We start from the raw sequence: 18922 nt of genomic DNA, 5'->3' as shown, positions 1-18922 counted from the left end.
GGATACCTGTTGACCTGCGCAAACGCAGGTATCCCCCTCCCGAATCCGGTCAGGTATCCCGAAATCATGGATACCTGGCGGCGCATCGTTGCGGGCATGTTCGACCCCAACAACCCGGTCCCGAGGTGGTCGGTCTCGACGATGCAACGAGTCGCTGCGGAACCCACGCTCGCCGCCGCCGCGCTGCGCTACGCCAACCTTGGCATCCCGGTCTTCCCCTGCGTACCCGGCGCCAAGCAACCGCTGACACCGAACGGTTTCCACGACGCCGCTACTGACCCGAAGGCCGTCCAGCAGTGGTGGCACCGCACCCCCGAGGCGAACATCGGCCTCCCGACCGGCGCGGCCACCGGCGTACTCGTCGTCGATGTTGACGTCCACGAGGCTGGCAGCGGCTACGGGGCCTTCGAACAGGCCCGGACCCGAGGCCTCGCCGAAAGCTGGGCGTGGCTCGTCCGCACCCCCTCTGGCGGACTGCACGCCTACTACCCCCCGACGAGTGACAAGCAGCCTTGCTGGCAGTCCCCCAGGTCGCACATCGACTTCCGCGGCGACGGCGGGTACGTCATCGCCCCGCCGTCGCGAATCGAGATCGGTGGCGCGCCGACGGCGTACGAGGTCATCGCCGTCGCGAACCACGCCCCCACCCCACTGGACGCCGCGAGGCTGAGGCGGTTCCTCGACCCGCCCCGTCGAATGCCTCAGCCTCACGGGCCGGCCACCGAGATCGGGACCAGTCCTGCCCGCCTCGCGGCCTGGGTCGCGCGACTGCCTGAAGGCAACCGCAATGGCGGCCTGTTCTGGGCAGCCTGCGAAGCAGCCAAGGGCAGGCACCCGATCGAGGTCGCCATGGCCACCATCGGCACCGGTGCGAAACAAGCGGGGTTGCCTGAGAGTGAGATCGAGTCCACCATCTGCTCGGCCTACCGGATCGCATCGAGGACCCCCGCCGTGAGCCGCCCAGGCTCTGCCCGACGCAGTGAGGTGATCGGGCTGTGAACAGCCACGCCGAGTACCGCCGCCACAGCTACCAGCCACCTGCGCAGGTGCCCTCCGCCGAGGCCGGCGAGGCCGTCAGCCAACTGGCCCACCGCGCCGATCCCTCGCTGCCCACGACGCAGCAGCCCCCGCAGTCGTCCAGGCGCGTCGCTTGGGTGCGCCCCACCGAGCTCGCGGCCTTCACCGGCCCGCTCGTCGGCCGGGGCATCGATCTCCAGGCCGAGCTGATCCGCCGCACACGCCGCGCTCCCGTGCAGGCCACACGAGCCGTACGTCGCCACATCCACCACTCCACACAGGAGCGACCTGCTCCACGAGAGGAAGGCATCGGACTATGAGAGAGCACTTCGTCACCGGTGAGGGCCTGCGGCAGGTCCTCTACCGCCTCCACGACCTGGACCTGGTCGGCTACTGGGCCTGGCGCGAGGACCCCGAGGCCGAACGGCTGATGAGGTTCGCGATCCGCAAGTACCGCTGGCTCGCGACCAATCATGGCTGCGATCCCGACGACTCGGGGTACGCCGCGTTCGACGCGATGCGCACCCGCGCCGTCCGGACAGCCGATGATCCCTGGGCGGTGGTCACTCGCGCCGTGCAGGTCAGCCTGATCGCCGAGGAGCGCGCGGCCGGGCTGCTGTGCTCGAATCCGCAGGCGCGCCGTCACGTCATGTGGAGCAACCACGACGCTCGCCGGTTCTGCGAGTACGAGAACGACGTGTTGGAGTACCACCCCGCGATGCGTGCACCGGCAATGCTGAAGCGAGAGCAGGATCCACACTTTCGGCGTGGGATGGAGCGCAACACCTCCCCTGCCGAAGCCGCCGACATGATCATCGCCCTGCTCACCTCGCTGGGCTGGCCCAACAACACCGCCACCTGCGCGGTGGACTACGTCGCCACGCGGCTCACCGAGTCCAAGAACCGGTCCGCAGCCCACTCGCTGCTGCGCCGCGACGAGATGGGGCGCGCCGCCCTCGACCTCAACCGCGAGGCCTGGGGTACCTTGCTGCGACTAGTCCTCGGGGACCCCGAACCGGAGTTCCAAAGCAGCCTCGCCGGCCACGGCCTGCTCACCCTGTTCCTGTGCGGCTACGAGCCGGCCGAGTTCATGGCCGACGACGCCCTCGTGGCCGAGATCAGCCAGACCGCCCCCAAGAAGGCCAGGCGAATCGATGCCTGACACCAGAGGTCACATCGAACTCGAGCGCACCATCGACTCGATCACCGTCGGCATCCGTCACCGCAAGGAGCTCGGCGACATCGACGCGCTCGCACGCTCGATCGAAGAGGTCGGCCTCCTGCAGCCGATCACGGTCACTCCCGACGGGGTGCTCGTGTGCGGCAAACGTCGTCTGGAGGCAGTACGCCGGCTCGGCTGGAGCACCTTGAAGGTATGGGTCCGTTCTGGCATCTCCGACGAACTCTCTCAGGTCCTCGCCCAGCAGGATGAGAACGAGCAGCGCAAGCCATTCACGCAGTTGGAGCTGTCGCACCTGTACGACGAGGTGAAGCGACTCACCGACGAAGAGGCAGCGCATCGTCAGGCGGCCACGCGGTTCGGAGCCGATGGTGATTCGGGCGGAGTGAACGGTGCCGCCGGATCAACGGGACCGCGCGGGAGCGGCGACAGCCGCGTGCAGGCGGCGTTGCTGCTCACGGGCACCAGGTCTTACTCGCGGCTCGAACAGGTGGGTTGGATCGAGAGGGTCAGCAAGGATCCGGAACGGCCAGCCACAGTGCGGCAGTACGCCCGCAACATGCTGACCGAGATCGAGAAGGGCGGACCAGTGGAACCGGCGTACAAGCGCGTCAAGGCCGCCGACGAGCTGGCCCGGAAGCCCGACCCGCAGCAGAGCACCGAGCAGCAGGAGCTCACCCGCCTGGCAGCAGAGGCCCTCGAACGCGTGCGGCAACGCGACGCCCGCAAAGGGATGCGCGGCCTGAAGCGGAAACCCACCGAGCCGCGCTATCGCAGCCTTCGCTCATTCATCCTGACCTGGACCGAGCTCGACGGCTGGTCCCAGTTGTACGACGTCAAGGCGCTCGCCGAGCAGCTCACCGACGACGAGGTCGCACTCTTCGCGCGGGTGGTCGCTGAGACCAACGACTTCGCCGACCGGCTCCGCGAAACGCGGCACGCCCTCGCCTCGGCGTAGCCCGTACACCTCAACGACGCCACCCTCCCCCTGACGATCGGAGACGTCATGCTCGAACTCACCCGCCGCCAACTGCTCCTCATCGCGGTTGGCGTCCTCGCCTTCGTGACACTGGCCGTCGGGGTCTACGGCCTCGTCCGATCACCAGGTGAGCGACCCACAAGCGGCGTTACGGAGGCCCGGCCCGTGGCGGACAGCTCGATCACGGTCACGTCCACTCCGGTGGCTTCATTGGAGGATCGCTCGCTCCCCCGGACGGACGACCCCATCGCGTACTCCCGCGCCGTCGCAATCTCTCTCTTCGACTGGGACACCACCACGGGCTTCCTCCCCACCGACTACACCGCCGCCGTGCTCGCCGACGCAGATCCCTCCGGTGAGGAAACTCCCGGTCTCCTCACCGACGTTGCCACCTACCTGCCCACCATCGACCAGTGGCTCGACCTGGCCACGATGGACGTCACGCAGTCCCTGACGATTGATGAAGCCGTCGTGCCCGACACCTGGGCGGCCGCAGTCGAACAAGCTCATGGCCAACTCCGTCCTGGCACCACCGCCGTCACCATCATCGGCACCCGCCACCGCCACGGGGTGTGGGACGACGAGCCGGCCCAAACGTCGTACGACGTCTCGTTCACCGTGTTCGTCGCGTGCCCACCGGCCTTCGAACGCTGCCACGTGCTGCGCCTCTCCCAACTCGACAACCCGCTGAGGTGAACGACCCATGGGCATGAAGATGTTCGTGGCCGGAGCAGCGGCTGTCGTCCTCCTGGCCCCAGGCGCCGCCGTCGTCGGTGTGGCCACACTCATCAGCCCCGCCGCGGCCGGTTCGGGCTCATGCATGTGGGACGACCAGGGTGCAGGGAGCCTCGCAGTTGCCAGCCCCGTCCCGACCACACTAAGCGCGGTCAACACCAACGGCGAGACCGTCACCCTCAGCAACCAGCAACTCACCCGAGCCGCGACCATCATCGCCACCGGCAAGAACCAGGACATCCCGGCACGGGGCCAACTCATCGCCCTCATGACAGCCCTCACGGAATCGTCGCTACGGGTCCTCTCGAACACCGGCGCCTACCCCGGCTCTGCGAACATCCCCAACGATGGCAACGGCAGCGACCACGACTCCGTCGGGCTGTTCCAACAACGGCCCGCCGCCGGGTGGGGCACGGTCGACAACCTCATGGACCCCGTGTGGTCCTCGCGAGCCTTCTACGGCGGACACACCGGCCCGAACCACGGCTCACCCCGTGGGCTGCTCGACATCCCCGACTGGCAGACCCTCGAACCCGGAGCTGCCGCTCAGGCAGTGCAGGTCTCCGCCTATCCAGATCGGTACGCCGTGAACCAGCCGGTCGCGGAGGCCATCCTCGCCACCCTCAGCGGCGTCGCCTTCACTGTCGGCCTGTCATGCGCGGACGGCGGCGGCGAGGTGCCGATCGATCTCCCCGAGGGGTTCGCCGGCGCGTTGATCGCCGCAGCGGCCACTCAACTCGGCCACCCCTACGTTTGGGGCGGCGGCAACTTCGAAGGACCCACCGGCGGCGGCTTCGACTGCTCCGGACTCGTCCTGTACGCCGCTTACCAAGCCTCAGGCGGCAAGATCCGCCTCCCCCACTACTCCGGATCCCAGATCCACGCTGGGCGCGGCATCGCCTGGGCGGACAAACTGCCCGGCGACCTGATCTTCTTCAGTTACCCCGGCGCCAGCGGTCCGCACCACGTCGCGATCTACGTCGGCGGCGATCGCATCCTTCACGCACCAAGGACTGGGGACGTCGTGCGCTACGGCACGATCGGCGAGTTCGCAGGCGAAATCATGACCGTTCGCCGTCTCGGCTAGCAGACGCAACCACGACCACCGTTCCTGCGACCCTAAGCAAGCCCCCCGGCGCCGAACCCCGGCGCCGCGAGAACCTGCCCGCAGCGTTGGGGAATCAGCACATACAGGTGCCGGACGGCGTCCGCTCGGTGAAGCAGTTGGGGCACATGTCAAGGACGCCGCCTTCGGGCTCACGGACTGCTCCGTAGTACGCAAAGCACTCGTTCTGGCGGTCTGCCTTCTCCTTGTCCGTGTGCTCGCGCCAGAAGTCGGCGGGCATGCCCGTGGCCGCGCGGACGAGCAGAGTCCACAGCGGTGGGAGACCCTGAGTGATGCAGAGCGCTGCAATGGCGTTGATCGTCCCGCCGTTCACTCGGCGCTTGTTGCCACGCCCGAGGAAATCCACGTACTCGGTGAAGGTGATCGTCTGTCCGAGGCTGGCCCTGCGGATCAACTCGGGCAGCACCTGTTCGGCGTCCTGAACGAGATGCGGGTAGAGCGGATCGTCGAGGTCGAACTCCCTGAAGTAGCGCACCCGTAAGTCCGGATCGTCAGCAAGCGCCAACGCCAGGTCTGCAGGCGGGTTGCCGATCAAGCCTTGTACGAAAGCCTTGACGTTCTCGTTCATGGAAGTCTCTCTCGGGACGAAGATGGGAACCGGTCCGGGCGCGCCGCGGTCGCTTCGGACATCCTGACGCAAACAACCGACAATTCAGCGGCTGCGGCCACGCACCTCCCTGATATGACAACCCCAACCGCAGAACCCGCAGCCGTCGGACCAGACTTCGGTGCCGTCGGCGGCGCGGGCGATCTCCGCGCCATCGTCGGCGCCCTGCTGACCTACGGCCTGATCGTCGCTGTGCTCGTGCTCATCGTCTCCGCGACGACCTGGGCGTTGGCCGCCAGCGGAGGTAGTTGGCATACCGCACAGAAGGCCAAGACCGGAGTCCTGGTCGCCATCGCCGGTGCCACCCTGACCGGTGGCGCGCTGGCGTGGGCCAACTGGCTGTTGGACGTGGGCGCTCACCTGTAGGACGTCCCACCCAGACGTCCCAGGAGACTCCCATGCGCCACCTGCTGCTGCTGCCGCTCGACATCACGATCAGCCCGAACTCCGACGGCCTGCCCGGCATCGGCGAGCTCCGCAAGATCGTCGGCGCCTCGATGACTATCGGCCTGATCCTCGCCGTGCTCGCTCTGATCATCGCCGCCATCGTGTGGGCACTCGGGTCGAACTCCTCCAACCCCCACCTCGCCGGCCGCGGCAAACTCGGCGTACTCGTCGCCCTCGGAGCCGCCATCGCCTGCGGTGCCTCGGTGACCCTGGTGAACTTCTTCTGGAACGTCGGCCAGAGGGTCTGACGAGCCATGGGAGTCTGCGATATCCCTCAACTACGCCCGGTGTGCAACATTGCCGGCGAGGCAGCCGGCGCGGTCGTCACCGCCCCCTTCGAGTGGCTGGCCCAGGCCATGGGCGCCACCGCGGAGTGGTTGTTCGTGAACGTCTGGAAGGCCATCGACACCACCACGTACGTCGACGTGACCAGCGGGCACTACACCAAGGTCTACAACATCATGTTCGGCATCGCGGTCTTCGTGATGCTCGGGTTCTTCATGCTTCAAGTCATCGGCGGCATGATCCGCCGCGAACCCGCTGCGCTGTCCCGCGCCGCCCTCGGACTGGCGAAATCGATCCTCGGCTCCTTCGTCGCCCTCACCCTTTTGGCCACGGCTCTCCAGGTCACCGACCAACTCTGCATCGGGATCGTCAACGCAGCTGGCACGAACATGGACGAGATGGGCGAGCGAATCGCGGTCCTGGCCGCCGGACTCGGTGGCATCACGCTCGCCTCCCCCGGTGCCGGGGTGATCCTCACGATCTTCCTGTCCAGCCTCGCGATCATCGGCGCCTTCACCGTCTGGTTCAGCCTCCTCATCCGCAAGGCACTGCTCCTCATCGCCATCGTCTTCGCCCCCATCGCGCTGGCCGGCGCGAGCTGGGACCACACCCGAGGCTGGGTCGCCCGCTGGGCGTCCTTCGTGATCGCGATGATCCTGTCTAAGGTCGTCCTGGTCGTGATCTTCCTGATCGCAACTGCACAGGTCTCTGCACCGATTGACTCCGACCTGCAGTCGGTCAGCCAACCGATCGCCGGCGTCGTACTCATGCTGATGGCCGGGTTCGCCCCCTACCTGACCTACAAGGCGATCGCCTTCATGGGTTTCGACATGTACCACGCGATGTCGGCCGAGCAGGAAGCCAAGTCCGCCCTCAACCGACCCATGCCCGTACCGCTGGGCGGCCGCTCAGGAAGCGAGCCAGCCAAGGTCCTTGGCGACAGCGGTGGGTCAGGTGGCGGGGGCGGAGGTACGGCGGGTGGCGGGCCGGCACCGGCACCGTCTGCCCCCTCCGGTGGCGGTGCTCCTGCGGCTGGTGGAGCCGGCAGTAGTGGTGGCTCTTCCGGAGGCGGAGCAGCCGCGGGCGCGGGTACGTCCGGCGGCGCGGCCGCGGCCGGCGGACTCGTCGGCGCAGGAGCAATGCTCGCCAAGGAGGCAGCTTCGGCAGGCCCTCGATTCGGTGGGTACGTCGCCGCGATGGCCGCCGGCCACACCAACGGAGCCCAACCCGCCCCATCGAACTCGGTGCCGCCGCACGTTGCTGACACGACCCTGCCCGAACACCCAGAGCGGAAGGACCGCACGTGACCACCCCGGCCACCGCGTCGGAGCCCGCCCTGACGCCGATCAAGTTCTCCCGCCTCGTACGCCGCGGCGTACTGCTGGGCCTGTCCGGACCACAGCTCGTCATGACTGGCCTGGCTGCCGGATCTCTGGTTCTGGGGCTGTACGTCGGCGTCGTCGTCCTCGCCGTACCCGTCATTACCGCCTGCCTCACGGTGGCCTTCGTCCGCGTTGGCGGCCGCACTCTCGTCGAGTGGGCACCGATCGGACTGGTGTGGGTGTGGCGCTCCACCGGCGGACAACTCACCTACAGGAAGCGCATCCTCAAACCCCGGCCCGCGGGAACTCTCGCTCTCCCCGGGGACGCAGCCCGGCTACGGCAATGGGTCGACACCGAGACAGGCGCGGTCATGGTGCACGACCCCCACGCCGCCACTCTGACCGCGATCGTCGGCGTCACCCACCCAGCGTTCGTACTCCTCGACCCCGCCGAACAGGAACGCCGCGTCGTGTCCTGGGGACGCGTCCTCGCGACTGCCTGCCGCTCCGGACGGCTCGCCTCACTGCAGCTCATGGAACGCACCCTCCCCGACTCCGGCAAGGGCCTGGCCGACTGGTGGCAACGCCACGGCACCCACGACGACTCCTGGGCATCGCAGACGTACGCCGACCTCGTCGACCGCGCCGGACCAGCGGGTGAACGCCACGCCACCACCATCTCGATCGCCCTCGACATGAAGACCGCAGCACGGGGCATCCGCGCCGCAGGCGGCGGCAAGCGGGGCGCGGCCGCAGTGCTGCGGCAGGAGATGGCGACCGTCACCGCCGCCCTGAAATCAGCCGACCTCTCCCCCAGCGCCTGGCTCACCCCCGGCGACCTCGCCCTCATCCTCCGCTCGGCCTACGACCCCGCCGTCGCCGGCGCCCTCGAACGCCACGGCAACCTCGGCCGCGACCTCGCCACCGCCGGCCCCGTCGCCGTGACCGAATCCTGGGGAAGCCTCCGCAGCGACTCGGCCCGCCACTGCGTCCTCTGGATCAGCGAATGGCCACGCCAGCTCGTCTTCCCCGGCTTCCTCGCCCCACTCCTGCTCTCATCCGGCGTTCGGCGCACGTTCACGCTGCTCTACACACCCATGCGCACCGACCGAGCCGCTCGCGACATCCGCAAGAAGAAGACCGAGCACATCTCCGACGCCGCCCAGCGCCAGAAGATCGGCCAGATCGAGGACGCTCAACAGAGCGCCGAGTACCAAGACGTCCTCCAACAGGAAGCCGACCTCACCGCCGGCCACGGCGTCCTCCGGGCGACTGGCCTTGTCGCGGTCAGCGCGAACGATCCTGACGAACTCGAGCGGGCTGTGGCCGCAGTCGAGCAGGCAGCCATTCAGGCATCATGCGAGACACGTCGGCTGTGGGGCCAGCAGGCTCAGGGCTTTGCGACAGCAGCTTTGCCTCTGGCTCGGAGCATGTGAGCGACCCGTTCACGCCTGCTCGTGGCTTGAATCTGCGTCAGCCTGGTTGTCCTCGGCTGCCTCCATGTCGTCAATCCTTCGACGGTGTACTCGCGCAGAGACACGGCTGGAGACCTTGTCGCCGGTCGACTTGGCCTTCCCGATCGTTTGGGAGCCGAATCGTTTGGCGGCGTCGACGCCGTCCGCTCCCGTGTCGAAGGCTCGGTCCTTCACGTCGGTGGCCGCGTCGGTCCAGCGCCGAGCATCCAAGGATGCTCGGCTTCCTTCGATGCCGAGTCGCCCGTGAAAATCGGTCACAGCGCTTCCGACGTTATTGCTCGAGTGCACCACCGCACGCGACTTGGTGGGGTGCAACAGCACCTTGGCATTGGCCGTGCCCGCAGCTGCGTCCATGCGTGCCATCAGACGATCGGTGCAGCGCGAGATGAGGTCCAAGCGGTCGTTCCTGGCCGCCTTCAGACCCAGACGATGCCCGTCCAACTCACCCGGGGACGCATCGAGCACGCGGTCGAGCTCGAGCACCGCGATCGCGTCCTGCAACTGAAAACAGCGCGCCAAAACGGCCAGCCACTCCTGCACCTTCGACTCCGACTCCTTGGCCACATCCGCCAGGTCGCCGACCTTCGACTTGCGTTCCAGCTTCTCCGCGAGGGCATCGAGCTGACGCAACGCGTACGCCTGCGTCTCCGCGATGGTCGCCGGCGCCCCCTGCACCTTCGACCACGTGACCTCGTCGACCCTGCCCCGGCTCTCCCGCAGAGTCATGGCCTCCTCAATCACGAAGCCCACACCGATCATGCGCGCCAACACCGCGTCCTTCTGGGCGCGCAGCACATCGTCAACCTTCTCGTCGATTACGGCGAGGTAGTTGGTGATCTCATCCATGGTCTGCTGCATCGCCAGCTGCGCCATCAGCCCGGCAACCCCAGCCAGCATGGCCGGGTTCGACAAGGCGGTGCCAGGACCCTTTACGAACTCGACAAAGCCCTTGACCTGACCCTTGTCCCCCTTCAACACACCTGTCTCGAGACCAGTCTTCTTGCTTTTTCTGAGCCCGTACTTCTTCATCGCCTGCGCGGACTCCTCAGACAACTTGACCCAACGCCCCGAATTGGCAGTGATCTCGGAACCGACCTGCGCCGCACCCGCTCCGGTACTCAGGACAGATGCGAGCCGCGGCAAGGCGAGGTCCTTTGATGCCATCCCCTCGGACGCGAGAAAGAGTTCCACCGCGGTGGGATCACCGATGACAGCCAAGCCGCCGCCGTCGCTGATGAGTTGGATCTCGTGGTCCATGTCCTGGTCCTGAAGGTGGGTGAGTTGAAGCACCTTTTCGGGCGCTGCGCGATCCTTGCACGGACCTCCGACACCACGCGGAGGATCGCCCAACCGACAAACTGTGAGATTCCGGAGACAACGCAATCTCACCCGGTGCAGAATCATTCCAGAGCCCGCAGGAGACCCGAGACTCCTGCGGGTTCTTCACGCCCCGAGCCACCCTCAACCCGTCAGCGGCAGGGCGCCCCTTCGCAACATGGGCGGATGTAGCCGCCGCCATCACAGCGCTCTGAGAGGTCTCCCCCAGCGCATCAAAGTTTCGCAATTCAGGCAAGGTCCGTCAGGTCAGCCACCCCGCCAGCGTAGGACGGCACAGCGACTGGTCGAGGTAGGCACCACGGACACCCCCTGCGCACCTCCTCGATGACAGCCCATCGATGAGGAGCCTGCAATGCCCACCTTCAACGACCCGACCGCCGAGGCCGAGGAACTCCGTGAAGCAGCCCGCGGACTCGCGCACACCACCAGATCCGTCAACGACCCCACCGCTGTCTACCCCGTCCTGGGTGCCCTCAGTTCGTCGCTCGCGTCGATGTCGCAGTCCCTTCATCAACTCGGGGATCTCGGCGACCAACCGGCCGAGCGCGGGGTGAGCGTGGGTGGTGACGCACATGCTGGGCGGGCGGCGTCGTACCGCGTCGCATGGGAACTCCACCGAGCGGCGGAGATGCTCCACCAGGTCGCCGAGTGCGTCGACCGGGCCCACGAGATCGAGTCGAGCATCACCTACGCCGCCAACGCACCGGATCGTCCACGCCGGCGTCCCGCCCCGAACGCCGGGCTGTCCCTGTGACCAACGACGAGCGGCTGCACACGTCGGTCCTGGTGTCGCCGACCAAGGAGCGACGCAAGGACCGCAAGCTCCGCGTGGCCACGGCCCGGTCGATGGTGACCGCTGATCGCAACGCACGCCGTAAATCGGAGAAGCGGAGGTACGACGACCTCAAGGCCGAACGGCGCGAGACCGCCGTACTCCCCAAAGCCGGCGAACCCGGCCCCGCAGCGCTCCGCACACCCGGTCGGTTTCGTCTCCCTCGCCATCAGGACACCTCCGCCACCCTCGCAGGTGCCTACCCGTTCCTCGCCGAAGGCGGCCTGGGCAGCGAGGGCGTCTTCGTCGGCCAGGACCTCTACTCCGGCAGCTCTTTCGTCTACGACCCCTGGGTCCTCTACGCCAACGGGCTGATCACCGCACCGAACCTCGTCCTCGCCGGCATCGTCGGCTCCGGCAAGTCCTGCCTGGCCAAAAGCCTCTACACCCGATCCATCCCCTTCGGCCGCCGCGTCTACGTCCCCGGCGACCCCAAGGGCGAACACACCGCAGTCGCCGAAGCCGTCGGCGGCCGAGCCATCGCCCTGGGCCACGGGATGCCGAACCGGCTCAACCCACTCGACGAAGGCCACCGGCCTTCCGGCGTCGACGACATCCAATGGAGTAGCCAGGTCGCCTCGCGTCGACGGGATCTCGTCGGAGCGCTCGCGGAGACCGTCCTCGACCGCAGGCTCACGCCGCTCGAACACACCGCGGTCGACGTCGCGATTGACCGCACCGTCCGCGGAGCCGAAGTGCCCGTCCTCCCGATGGTCGTCGACCGGCTCCTCACCCCCGATCCGGACGACGACCACGAGGGACGGCTCGCCGAGGACGGACGACTCGTCGGGCACGCGCTACGCCGCCTTGTCGCGGGTGACCTCGCCGGCCTGTTCGACGGACCATCGACCGTCAGGTTCGACCCGGAGCTGCCGATGATCTCCCTCGACCTGTCCCGCGTCGCCGAGAACGCCACCCTCACCTCGGTCCTGATGACCTGCGCCTCAGCCTGGATGGAGTCTGCGCTCATGGACCCCGCCGGCGGTCAACGCTGGGTCGTGTACGACGAAGCGTGGCGCCTGATGTCGCACCCGGCGTTGCTGCGCAGGATGGACGCGCAGTGGCGCATGGCTCGGCATTACGGGATCGCGAACATGCTGATCTTCCACAAGCTCACCGACCTCGACAACGTTGGCGACCAGGGTTCCGCGATGCGCGCGCTGGCCTCCTCGCTGCTCGCCAACGCCGAGACCCGGATCGTCTACCGCCAAGAGTCCGACCAACTCGGCGCGACCGCAGCCGCGCTCGGACTCACCCGTACTGAGCAGTCTCTGATCCCCACGCTGGGTACCGGGCAGGGGCTCTGGCGCATAAAGGATCGCTCCTTCGTTTGCCAGCATCAGATGCATCCCGCCGAACTCGAGTTGTTCGACACGTCAGCCCGGATGACTGGAGGGCAGGCGCGATGAGCACTCAAGTTCGCTCTCGTGCCGCCCGGGAGGCACACCTGGAACGGGTCCAAGGGATGCTCACCGACGCCGTCTCCGCGCTCGTCACCGGCGAAGACTGGAATCGCGCGCTGACCTTCGCCGCGCGCTTCAGATCACGGTCATTTCGCAACACCATGCTGATCTATACCGCCCACGCTGCGGCGTACGAGGCAGGGCGCGTACCCGAACCGACACCGACGTACGTCGCGGGCTTCCGCCAATGGCTCACGCTCGGCCGTCACGTGGTCAAGGGCCAGACCGGGTACCCGATCCTCGCGCCCGTCACCGCCCGGTTCGCCTCGACCACCCCGTCCGACCCCACCTCGTGGCGCCGGTTGGCGAGCGGAGAGAAGCCCCCCCGCGGCGAGACCGTGAAGGCCCGACTCATCGGTCTCAAACCAGCGCACGTGTGGGACGTCTCGCAAACCGCCGGGGATCCGATCGACGAGTTACCGCGACCCGTCCTCCTGCAGGGCGAAGCACCCGCAGGGCTGTGGGACGGACTCGCCGATCAGATCACCGCGCACGGCTACGAACTGCGGTTGGTCTCCTCGGCCGCGGCACTCGGCGGCGCGAACGGGCTGACCGACTTCCTCACCCGCGAGGTGTCGGTGCGCATGGACATGGACGACTCAGCACAATCAAAATCGCTGTGCCACGAACTTGGCCATGTCCTGCTCCACGCACCCTCGACCGCCAACGACGACGTGGCTCCCAGTGCCAATGCGGCGATGCATCGGGGTATTGCCGAGGTGGAAGCCGAGTCCATCTCGCTCGTGGTTCACGCGGCGCACGGAGTCGATACTTCCGCCTACACGATCCCCTACGTTTCCACCTGGGCTGCGAGGGTGCCAGGGAAGACAGCGGTCGAGGTCGTGCAAGCCACCGCCGAACGCGTCCGGACGACAGCACTGGGGATCCTCGACCAACTCGACACCCCCCAGATCGGCAACGGTGACCCTCCCGGCCTCGAACGGGGCATCCCCGCCCCACGCAGGTCCACCCCAACCGTCGACCACGCCGTACGACACGAGACGGGGCTCGGCCTATGAAGATCCCCGTCTTCCTGCCGACCGTGCATGTCCAGGTCACCGAGAGCGGGGTACTTCACGTGGATGTCGACGGCGAACCCCACGACACCGAAGGCCCGCTCTCACGCGGCAAGCTCAGCGACGTTCTCGACCAGATCACCACGGCACTCGACTCCCCCGTCCGCGTTGAAGTCACCGAGTCCGACAAGACGACGTACGCCGACATCGCAACGCCACCGGTACGCGAACCCGTCTTGGCTCAGCGGCACGCCACCCGCGTCGATGCTCCTGGCATCAACGGCACCGGCTTCCAGCCCGGCGAAGAGATTGCCATCGCGTACGTCATCGCACACCAGACCGCTGATGGCGACGGGAGCACGGCCCTGCACCTCCCACCGGCACTGCTTGCTGTGAAACGCGAAGGCTTCGTCCTGCTCGGAATGACCTCACAAGTGATCGCGAGCGTCGACTGATGACCATGCAGACGCGGGCCCGAGGAATCGACGACGAACTCGTCAACCTCGCCCTTGTCGGGCTCCTAGCCGCGATGGGCCTTTCCATGCTCCTGCACGGTGCCGGCACTCTCGCCGCCGTCCTGTCGGGCGTTGGACGACCACGCGAAGGAGTCGCTGCCGGGTTTCGCGTCATCGCCCACCCGACAGACCCCTCCACCGCACTCAACGCGCCAGGGCTTCCCGCGTCGGTCTACTGGCTCGTCGTCGCCGCCCTGATCTGCCTCTGCTCTGCGCTGGCGTGGATCGTCTGGCTCGTGATCGCGGGGAACCGACATCGCCATGCCCGCGACCCCCACCGCATCGCCGGAACCGCGACCCGCCGCGATATCGACACAGCCGCCTCCAAGAAGGCACTCCTACACCGCGGACGAACCCTGCGCCCCTCACTCGCACACCCCAACGCCGACGAGGTCGGCTACCTCCTCGGTCACAGCCGTGGCCGCGAGATCTGGGCCTCGGTCGAAGACTCGATCCTGGTGATCGGACCACCCCGCTCCGGCAAAGGCCTGCACCTGGTCATCAACGCGATCCTCGACGCACCCGGCGCCGTCGTCACGACCTCCACCCGCCCCGACAACATCACGGCCACCCTCCACGCCAGGCAGGCACGCGGACCGGTCGCCGTGTTCGACCCACAGCAACTCACCGCCGGCCTGGACGACGTACAAGCCACCGGTGTCCGCTGGTCACCGGTTCGCGGCTGCGAGGACCCCCTGACCGCGATGATCCGCGCCGCCGGGCTCGCCGCGTCCACTGGATTGTCGTCCGGTGGCGTGGACTCGGGTGGGTTCTGGGAAGGCAAGACCCGCACCGCGCTCCAAGCTCTGCTCCACGCAGCAGCGCTCGAGCGCCTAACCACGAGGACCTTGTTCGAGTGGTCCCTGACTCCCTCCGCGGCAGCCGACGCCGTCGGGATCCTCACCGGTCACCGGACCGCAGCGACCGGCTGGGGCGACGCACTCGGCACCATGATCAACGCCGACCCCCGCACCCGCGACTCCATCTGGATGGGCGTCGCCCAATCGCTCGCTTCCCTGGCAGACCCCCGCGTCCTCGACGCGGTGAACCCCGACCCCGGCGAGCACTTCGACCCGGAGGAGTTCCTCACCAACAACGGGACTCTCTACCTGCTCGCCACCGGCGCCGGCTCAAGCGCCTCCTGGCCCCTGGTCGCCGCCCTCATCGAAGACCTCACCGAAACCGCACGCCGCCTCGCCGCAGCCTCTGCTGGTGCGCGACTCGACCCGCCCGTCCTGCTCGCCCTCGACGAAATCGGCAACCTCGCCCCCCTCCCCTCACTGCCGATGCTGATGGCCGAAGGCGGCGGCACCGGCATCACCACCATGCCCGTCCTGCAATCCCTGGCCCAAGCACGCAGCAGGTGGGGCGAGCACGCCGCCAGCACCATCTGGGACGCCAGCATCGTCAAAGTCATCCTCGGCGGCGCCTCAGCCTCGAAAGACCTCCAGGAGCTCTCAACTCTCATCGGCGAGCGGGACGAGCGTACGGACAGCATCACCATCAGCGAGCACGGCGCCCGCTCGACGCAACGCTCCACCCGACGCGTCCAGGTCATGCCGCCAGAGCGAATCCGAACGCTGCCGTTCGGCGCGGGGCTCATTGTGCTCCGCAGCGCGCCACCGATTGTGACAAGCCTGCGTCCGTGGGCAGCTCGATAGCCCCCCGCTGGTTGCCGACGCCGGTAAGCCCACTTCGGCCCAATATGACGCGACCCGAACCGCTACCTCCCACCGTTACTTCAGGTCCGAGGCCTCAGAAGGCGGCAGCCATCGCCGATGTGCCTGCGACGTCGGCGGCGTCGGCGAATGCTTGTTGAAGACGCTTCTGCTCCCTCCGTCACGTCAGTGTCTGGGCATGCGACTTTCAGACTCGTGAGACAGGAGAAGTCCCTGCGCCCTTGGTCGTCGTCCTGGCTGAACCAATTGAGGAACCCCGACACGGGGTTGCTCTTCCTCCTGGTGAGCAGGTTCATGTTGTTGAGCTGTCGCACGTCGCCTCGTTGCCTGCAGGGCGGTGAGGTCCTTCTTGGCTTGGCCCGGGACCAGCTCAGACAGCAGTCGTTGGAGCCGGTTCACGGTCTGGACTCGGAGCCGGGTGAGTTCCTCGCGGCGATCGCACCGCATCCGTAGTGCTTCGAGCTCACCGTCGGGTCGCAGCACCCGCAGCGTGGTGGTGCGGACGCGACGATTGCGATCGAGTGGGCGTCGCGGGCGTCGGTCTTGCGGTTGTGGCCGGTGTCGAATAGCTGGACCCGGGCGGCGAGCTTGGCCGGCACGTCCACGACGTGTTCGCCCGCCTCGAGCAGACGGTGCGCCAGCGGCGGCCGGCGCCGTTGGATCCCTCGATCGCCAAGACCCGGTCGGGCCAGGTCTTCGCATAGGTCCGCATCGCTGTGAAGCTGGCCTGGTCGGTGGTAAACCGGCCAGTTCCGAGGGGCTTCTCGTGTCGGTCGACGACCTCGATGGTGGCCGACAGCTTGTGGGGATCGACCCCGATGATCACCTTGCCCATTGCGGTTCTCCTGCTTGTCCTTGTGCCGATAGGGACGGCGAGGTGGGCAGTGCTGCTATGAGCTGGGCAGTCCCCTTCGGAGCCACGCCTCGTCACGGTGCCCGACGGAATGCAGACCGGAGGAGAGCCACACCCGAGCTGGGTGGGCAGCCGCGTGGAGAGACTCCCGCCGGACAACTGGACCGAGTCTGGCCAGATGCCGATCCTGTCGACAAACGTCTAACAGCCGCGTCGCGCGTCGCCCGCGGATGTTAGTGGAACGGCCCATTCTGGACGGATGAATGACATCAAGCCTGACCGCCTCGACTTCCTCGCCTACTGGTGGCTTCCTGAGCACCCGAAGCGCCGTGTTCCCGGACGTCTCACTTGGGATCCTGACGAGGGGGGCGACCTTCAGCTCATGGGTGAACTACGCGAGCTGGAAATCTTGGACAACCATCTCCCTGACGGCAACGTGCAGAAGTACCGCGCACGACCGTCCAAGCTCGACCGGCATTACCCAGTCATTCACGGGAGCCACACAACGAGCACGGGACAGCAGGAGGCATACACCGTCCTTCACTCGCTGAGCCTCAACAACGTCGGCTTCAACGGACTTGAGGAGTACCCCGAACACATCACGGCCGGCGCCGTCCTCCACGGCGCTTGGTACACCGACCCGGCCGACATCGAGGCCGACCGTGCCATCTTCGACCTCAGCCACCTCGCCAGCTGGGTGGACACGTCAGGTCTCGAGACCGTGTACCCCCGACTGCATGGAGACGCCGACGGGCCCTATGCCGTCATCAAGGGGCACCGGTTGCCGGCATTCTCAGCCGCTCATGGCGGCGCGGCGGTGGATATCCGCCAAGCGTTGGAGCACACCGGTGACCACGAACACACCAGCGGGGTCGAGCAGTCTTGGCGACTCGTCATCAAGATCGAGCCGATGGGTGAACTGGAGCGATTCACCGACATCGCAACCGACATCCGGGCCCTGGTCACCATCGGCGTGGGCAAGACCGCAGACATCACACGTGCCGTACTCCAACACCCGAAATTGCACCAGTACAAACTCGACGGCACACCCGCGCCTGGGTTCCGCGACGACATCACCTACCTGAACCGATGGGCACACCGCGGAAACGACGCCGCGACAGTTCGCAGCCACGAGCTGTACTTCAGCCTCGACCAGTTCGGCGGCCCCGACAGCATCCAACGCTGGCTCCAAACCGCCACGACGTACCGCACTGAACTCCGCCGCGTCATGGCAACCAGATATACCGACGCGATGTACCTGGAAGACCGCATCATGAACACCTGTGCCGCGCTTGAACGCTTCGACAAGGTACGCCGCCCGGACGCCCCGAAGGTGCTGCACAATAAGAAGCTGGTCGACCCCTGGTTCGCCGACCGCATCTTCGAAGGCGCCGCCTACGCAGGCTCTGGCTTCGAGAGCTTGATCGGCGAAGATGCCCAGGCTTGGGCGAAGAAGGTCAGTCGGGTGCGGAACCAGCTCGCACACCATGACGACCCCTTCCGCACCACTGGCCAAGCGGGCGAACACGTTCTCGCTGAACAGACGTACTGGCTCTTTGCGATGTGCATGCTTCGTGCTTGCGAGGCGCCAGAATCCACCTTCGAAGCGATCCTGAAGCATCCGCAGATCAACTGGCTTCGAAGCCAAGCCGAGGAACGTCTCATGATGACCACCACAGACTAATCCCGATCCCAAGAAGTCCTGGAGTGCTCCCGGCGGATCGCAGCCGCTCAGATGCAATGTGCGACAGACCGCCGCGATCGCCCTCTCGCAGTGCTGCGGCTACGCGCTGCGCCCGTCTCCGGACGCGGCGATGTTCCCCGGAGCCTCGCTCATGGAGAAGCTGGCCACCTTGCGCGGCAGCACACCCTCCAGCCGAACTTCGGCGACGGCCTCGTCCTGCTCTGCCTTCTCGCGTCGGCTCGTCACGATCCACAGCACATACGTCTTGCCCATGACAACGACACGCATTTTGCGGGCGATCGAACTTCCTGCCTCAGAGGCCGTCCGGTGGGCGCAACGGCATCGTCGGTGAGCCGTCGGTAGGGTCGC

General features: G+C 67.1%; 19 protein-coding genes. 16 read left to right on the top strand and 3 right to left on the bottom strand.

From position 1 onward, the window contains the following. The first annotated feature begins 66 nt into the window (after positions 1 to 66). The 6 genes from VNJ48_RS07840 to VNJ48_RS07815 are packed head-to-tail and all read left to right on the top strand — an operon-like array spanning position 67 to position 4998. The gene (locus tag VNJ48_RS07840; protein WP_325600800.1) at positions 67 to 999 is read left to right on the top strand and encodes a bifunctional DNA primase/polymerase; all 933 of its coding nucleotides are present in this window, start codon (positions 67 to 69) and stop codon (positions 997 to 999) included. Next, on the top strand, positions 996 to 1337 hold the full coding sequence (locus VNJ48_RS07835; RefSeq protein WP_325600798.1) for a hypothetical protein: 342 nt from the start codon (positions 996 to 998) through the stop codon (positions 1335 to 1337). Before VNJ48_RS07840 ends, VNJ48_RS07835 begins: the two co-directional genes overlap by 4 nt. Then, positions 1334 to 2179, top strand: coding sequence for a serine/arginine repetitive matrix protein 2 (locus VNJ48_RS07830; protein WP_325600796.1), 846 nt, complete (start codon positions 1334 to 1336; stop codon positions 2177 to 2179). Before VNJ48_RS07835 ends, VNJ48_RS07830 begins: the two co-directional genes overlap by 4 nt. Next, entirely contained in the window at positions 2172 to 3155 is a 984-nt protein-coding gene (locus VNJ48_RS07825) for a ParB N-terminal domain-containing protein (protein ID WP_325600794.1), read from the top strand. Before VNJ48_RS07830 ends, VNJ48_RS07825 begins: the two co-directional genes overlap by 8 nt. Before the next feature lie 48 nt (positions 3156 to 3203). Beyond that, positions 3204 to 3872, top strand: coding sequence for a hypothetical protein (locus VNJ48_RS07820; RefSeq protein WP_325600792.1), 669 nt, complete (start codon positions 3204 to 3206; stop codon positions 3870 to 3872). A gap of 7 nt (positions 3873 to 3879) precedes the next feature. Further along, positions 3880 to 4998, top strand: a complete 1119-nt coding sequence (locus VNJ48_RS07815; protein WP_325600790.1) for a C40 family peptidase — start codon at positions 3880 to 3882, stop codon at positions 4996 to 4998. A 94-nt stretch (positions 4999 to 5092) separates the two neighbouring features. On the opposite strand, the gene VNJ48_RS07810 is transcribed toward VNJ48_RS07815, so the two are convergent. Next, a complete protein-coding gene (locus tag VNJ48_RS07810; RefSeq protein ID WP_325600789.1) occupies positions 5093 to 5605 on the bottom strand; it encodes a hypothetical protein in 513 nt (170 codons plus the stop codon). A gap of 114 nt (positions 5606 to 5719) precedes the next feature. Between VNJ48_RS07810 and VNJ48_RS07805 the strand changes: the two genes are divergently transcribed. From VNJ48_RS07805 to VNJ48_RS07790, 4 genes are read left to right on the top strand one after another with little or no spacing between them, the layout of a single operon-like run. Continuing rightward, complete coding sequence (locus VNJ48_RS07805) at positions 5720 to 6010, top strand: DUF6112 family protein (protein WP_325600787.1); 291 nt, start codon at positions 5720 to 5722, stop codon at positions 6008 to 6010. A 32-nt stretch (positions 6011 to 6042) separates the two neighbouring features. Beyond that, positions 6043 to 6339, top strand: a complete 297-nt coding sequence (locus VNJ48_RS07800; RefSeq protein WP_325600785.1) for a DUF6112 family protein — start codon at positions 6043 to 6045, stop codon at positions 6337 to 6339. Between the two features lie 39 nt (positions 6340 to 6378). Next, the gene (locus VNJ48_RS07795; RefSeq protein WP_325600783.1) at positions 6379 to 7683 is read left to right on the top strand and encodes a conjugal transfer protein TrbL; all 1305 of its coding nucleotides are present in this window, start codon (positions 6379 to 6381) and stop codon (positions 7681 to 7683) included. Beyond that, positions 7680 to 9134, top strand: a complete 1455-nt coding sequence (locus VNJ48_RS07790) for an SCO6880 family protein (protein ID WP_325600781.1) — start codon at positions 7680 to 7682, stop codon at positions 9132 to 9134. Before VNJ48_RS07795 ends, VNJ48_RS07790 begins: the two co-directional genes overlap by 4 nt. Positions 9135 to 9143: 9 nt before the next feature. Here VNJ48_RS07790 and VNJ48_RS07785 read toward each other — a convergent pair whose 3' ends face one another. After that, positions 9144 to 10430: a hypothetical protein gene (locus VNJ48_RS07785; protein WP_325600779.1), complete on the bottom strand. Its 1287-nt coding sequence runs from the start codon at positions 10428 to 10430 to the stop codon at positions 9144 to 9146. Between the two features lie 433 nt (positions 10431 to 10863). Here VNJ48_RS07785 and VNJ48_RS07780 point away from each other — a divergent pair, with 433 nt between their 5' ends. From VNJ48_RS07780 to VNJ48_RS07755, 6 genes are all read left to right on the top strand, one after another. Next, positions 10864 to 11265: a hypothetical protein gene (locus VNJ48_RS07780; protein ID WP_325600777.1), complete on the top strand. Its 402-nt coding sequence runs from the start codon at positions 10864 to 10866 to the stop codon at positions 11263 to 11265. A gap of 92 nt (positions 11266 to 11357) precedes the next feature. Further along, positions 11358 to 12752 (top strand): VirB4 family type IV secretion system protein, encoded by a 1395-nt coding sequence (locus VNJ48_RS07775; protein WP_414689927.1) that lies wholly within the window; start codon positions 11358 to 11360, stop codon positions 12750 to 12752. Next, the gene (locus VNJ48_RS07770) at positions 12749 to 13825 is read left to right on the top strand and encodes an ArdC family protein (RefSeq protein ID WP_325600773.1); all 1077 of its coding nucleotides are present in this window, start codon (positions 12749 to 12751) and stop codon (positions 13823 to 13825) included. Before VNJ48_RS07775 ends, VNJ48_RS07770 begins: the two co-directional genes overlap by 4 nt. Further along, the gene (locus VNJ48_RS07765; protein ID WP_325600771.1) at positions 13822 to 14277 is read left to right on the top strand and encodes a hypothetical protein; all 456 of its coding nucleotides are present in this window, start codon (positions 13822 to 13824) and stop codon (positions 14275 to 14277) included. Before VNJ48_RS07770 ends, VNJ48_RS07765 begins: the two co-directional genes overlap by 4 nt. After that, positions 14277 to 15998, top strand: coding sequence for a TraM recognition domain-containing protein (locus VNJ48_RS07760; protein WP_325600770.1), 1722 nt, complete (start codon positions 14277 to 14279; stop codon positions 15996 to 15998). Before VNJ48_RS07765 ends, VNJ48_RS07760 begins: the two co-directional genes overlap by 1 nt. A 1130-nt stretch (positions 15999 to 17128) precedes the next feature. Then, complete coding sequence (locus VNJ48_RS07755; protein WP_325600768.1) at positions 17129 to 18553, top strand: hypothetical protein; 1425 nt, start codon at positions 17129 to 17131, stop codon at positions 18551 to 18553. Between the two features lie 99 nt (positions 18554 to 18652). Here the strand turns inward: VNJ48_RS07755 and VNJ48_RS07750 are convergent, their stop codons facing one another. Next, positions 18653 to 18841 (bottom strand): hypothetical protein, encoded by a 189-nt coding sequence (locus VNJ48_RS07750; protein ID WP_325600766.1) that lies wholly within the window; start codon positions 18839 to 18841, stop codon positions 18653 to 18655. Positions 18842 to 18922 lie beyond the last annotated feature (81 nt).

The sequence above is a fragment of the Nocardioides sp. genome (assembly GCF_035576065.1).
In the GTDB taxonomy this organism is placed as follows: domain Bacteria; phylum Actinomycetota; class Actinomycetes; order Propionibacteriales; family Nocardioidaceae; genus Nocardioides.
The sequence above is the reverse complement of the archived record's forward strand: the minus strand, read 5'-3'. Positions and strand labels throughout refer to the sequence as shown.

Bases quoted from the DNA above. Each gene is read 5' to 3' on its own strand.
- VNJ48_RS07815 (WP_325600790.1), top strand. From the start codon at position 3,880: ATGGGCATGAAGATGTTCGTGGCCGGAGCAGCGGCTGTCGTCCTCCTG.
- VNJ48_RS07770 (WP_325600773.1), top strand. From the start codon at position 12,749: ATGAGCACTCAAGTTCGCTCTCGTGCCGCCCGGGAGGCACACCTGGAA.
- VNJ48_RS07785 (WP_325600779.1), bottom strand. From the start codon at position 10,430: ATGGACCACGAGATCCAACTCATCAGCGACGGCGGCGGCTTGGCTGTC.
- VNJ48_RS07825 (WP_325600794.1), top strand. From the start codon at position 2,172: ATGCCTGACACCAGAGGTCACATCGAACTCGAGCGCACCATCGACTCG.
- VNJ48_RS07750 (WP_325600766.1), bottom strand. From the start codon at position 18,841: ATGCGTGTCGTTGTCATGGGCAAGACGTATGTGCTGTGGATCGTGACG.
- VNJ48_RS07840 (WP_325600800.1), top strand. From the start codon at position 67: ATGGATACCTGGCGGCGCATCGTTGCGGGCATGTTCGACCCCAACAAC.
- VNJ48_RS07810 (WP_325600789.1), bottom strand. From the start codon at position 5,605: ATGAACGAGAACGTCAAGGCTTTCGTACAAGGCTTGATCGGCAACCCG.
- VNJ48_RS07775 (WP_414689927.1), top strand. From the start codon at position 11,358: ATGGTGACCGCTGATCGCAACGCACGCCGTAAATCGGAGAAGCGGAGG.
- VNJ48_RS07805 (WP_325600787.1), top strand. From the start codon at position 5,720: ATGACAACCCCAACCGCAGAACCCGCAGCCGTCGGACCAGACTTCGGT.
- VNJ48_RS07765 (WP_325600771.1), top strand. From the start codon at position 13,822: ATGAAGATCCCCGTCTTCCTGCCGACCGTGCATGTCCAGGTCACCGAG.
- VNJ48_RS07760 (WP_325600770.1), top strand. From the start codon at position 14,277: ATGACCATGCAGACGCGGGCCCGAGGAATCGACGACGAACTCGTCAAC.
- VNJ48_RS07800 (WP_325600785.1), top strand. From the start codon at position 6,043: ATGCGCCACCTGCTGCTGCTGCCGCTCGACATCACGATCAGCCCGAAC.
- VNJ48_RS07830 (WP_325600796.1), top strand. From the start codon at position 1,334: ATGAGAGAGCACTTCGTCACCGGTGAGGGCCTGCGGCAGGTCCTCTAC.
- VNJ48_RS07780 (WP_325600777.1), top strand. From the start codon at position 10,864: ATGCCCACCTTCAACGACCCGACCGCCGAGGCCGAGGAACTCCGTGAA.
- VNJ48_RS07820 (WP_325600792.1), top strand. From the start codon at position 3,204: ATGCTCGAACTCACCCGCCGCCAACTGCTCCTCATCGCGGTTGGCGTC.
- VNJ48_RS07755 (WP_325600768.1), top strand. From the start codon at position 17,129: ATGAATGACATCAAGCCTGACCGCCTCGACTTCCTCGCCTACTGGTGG.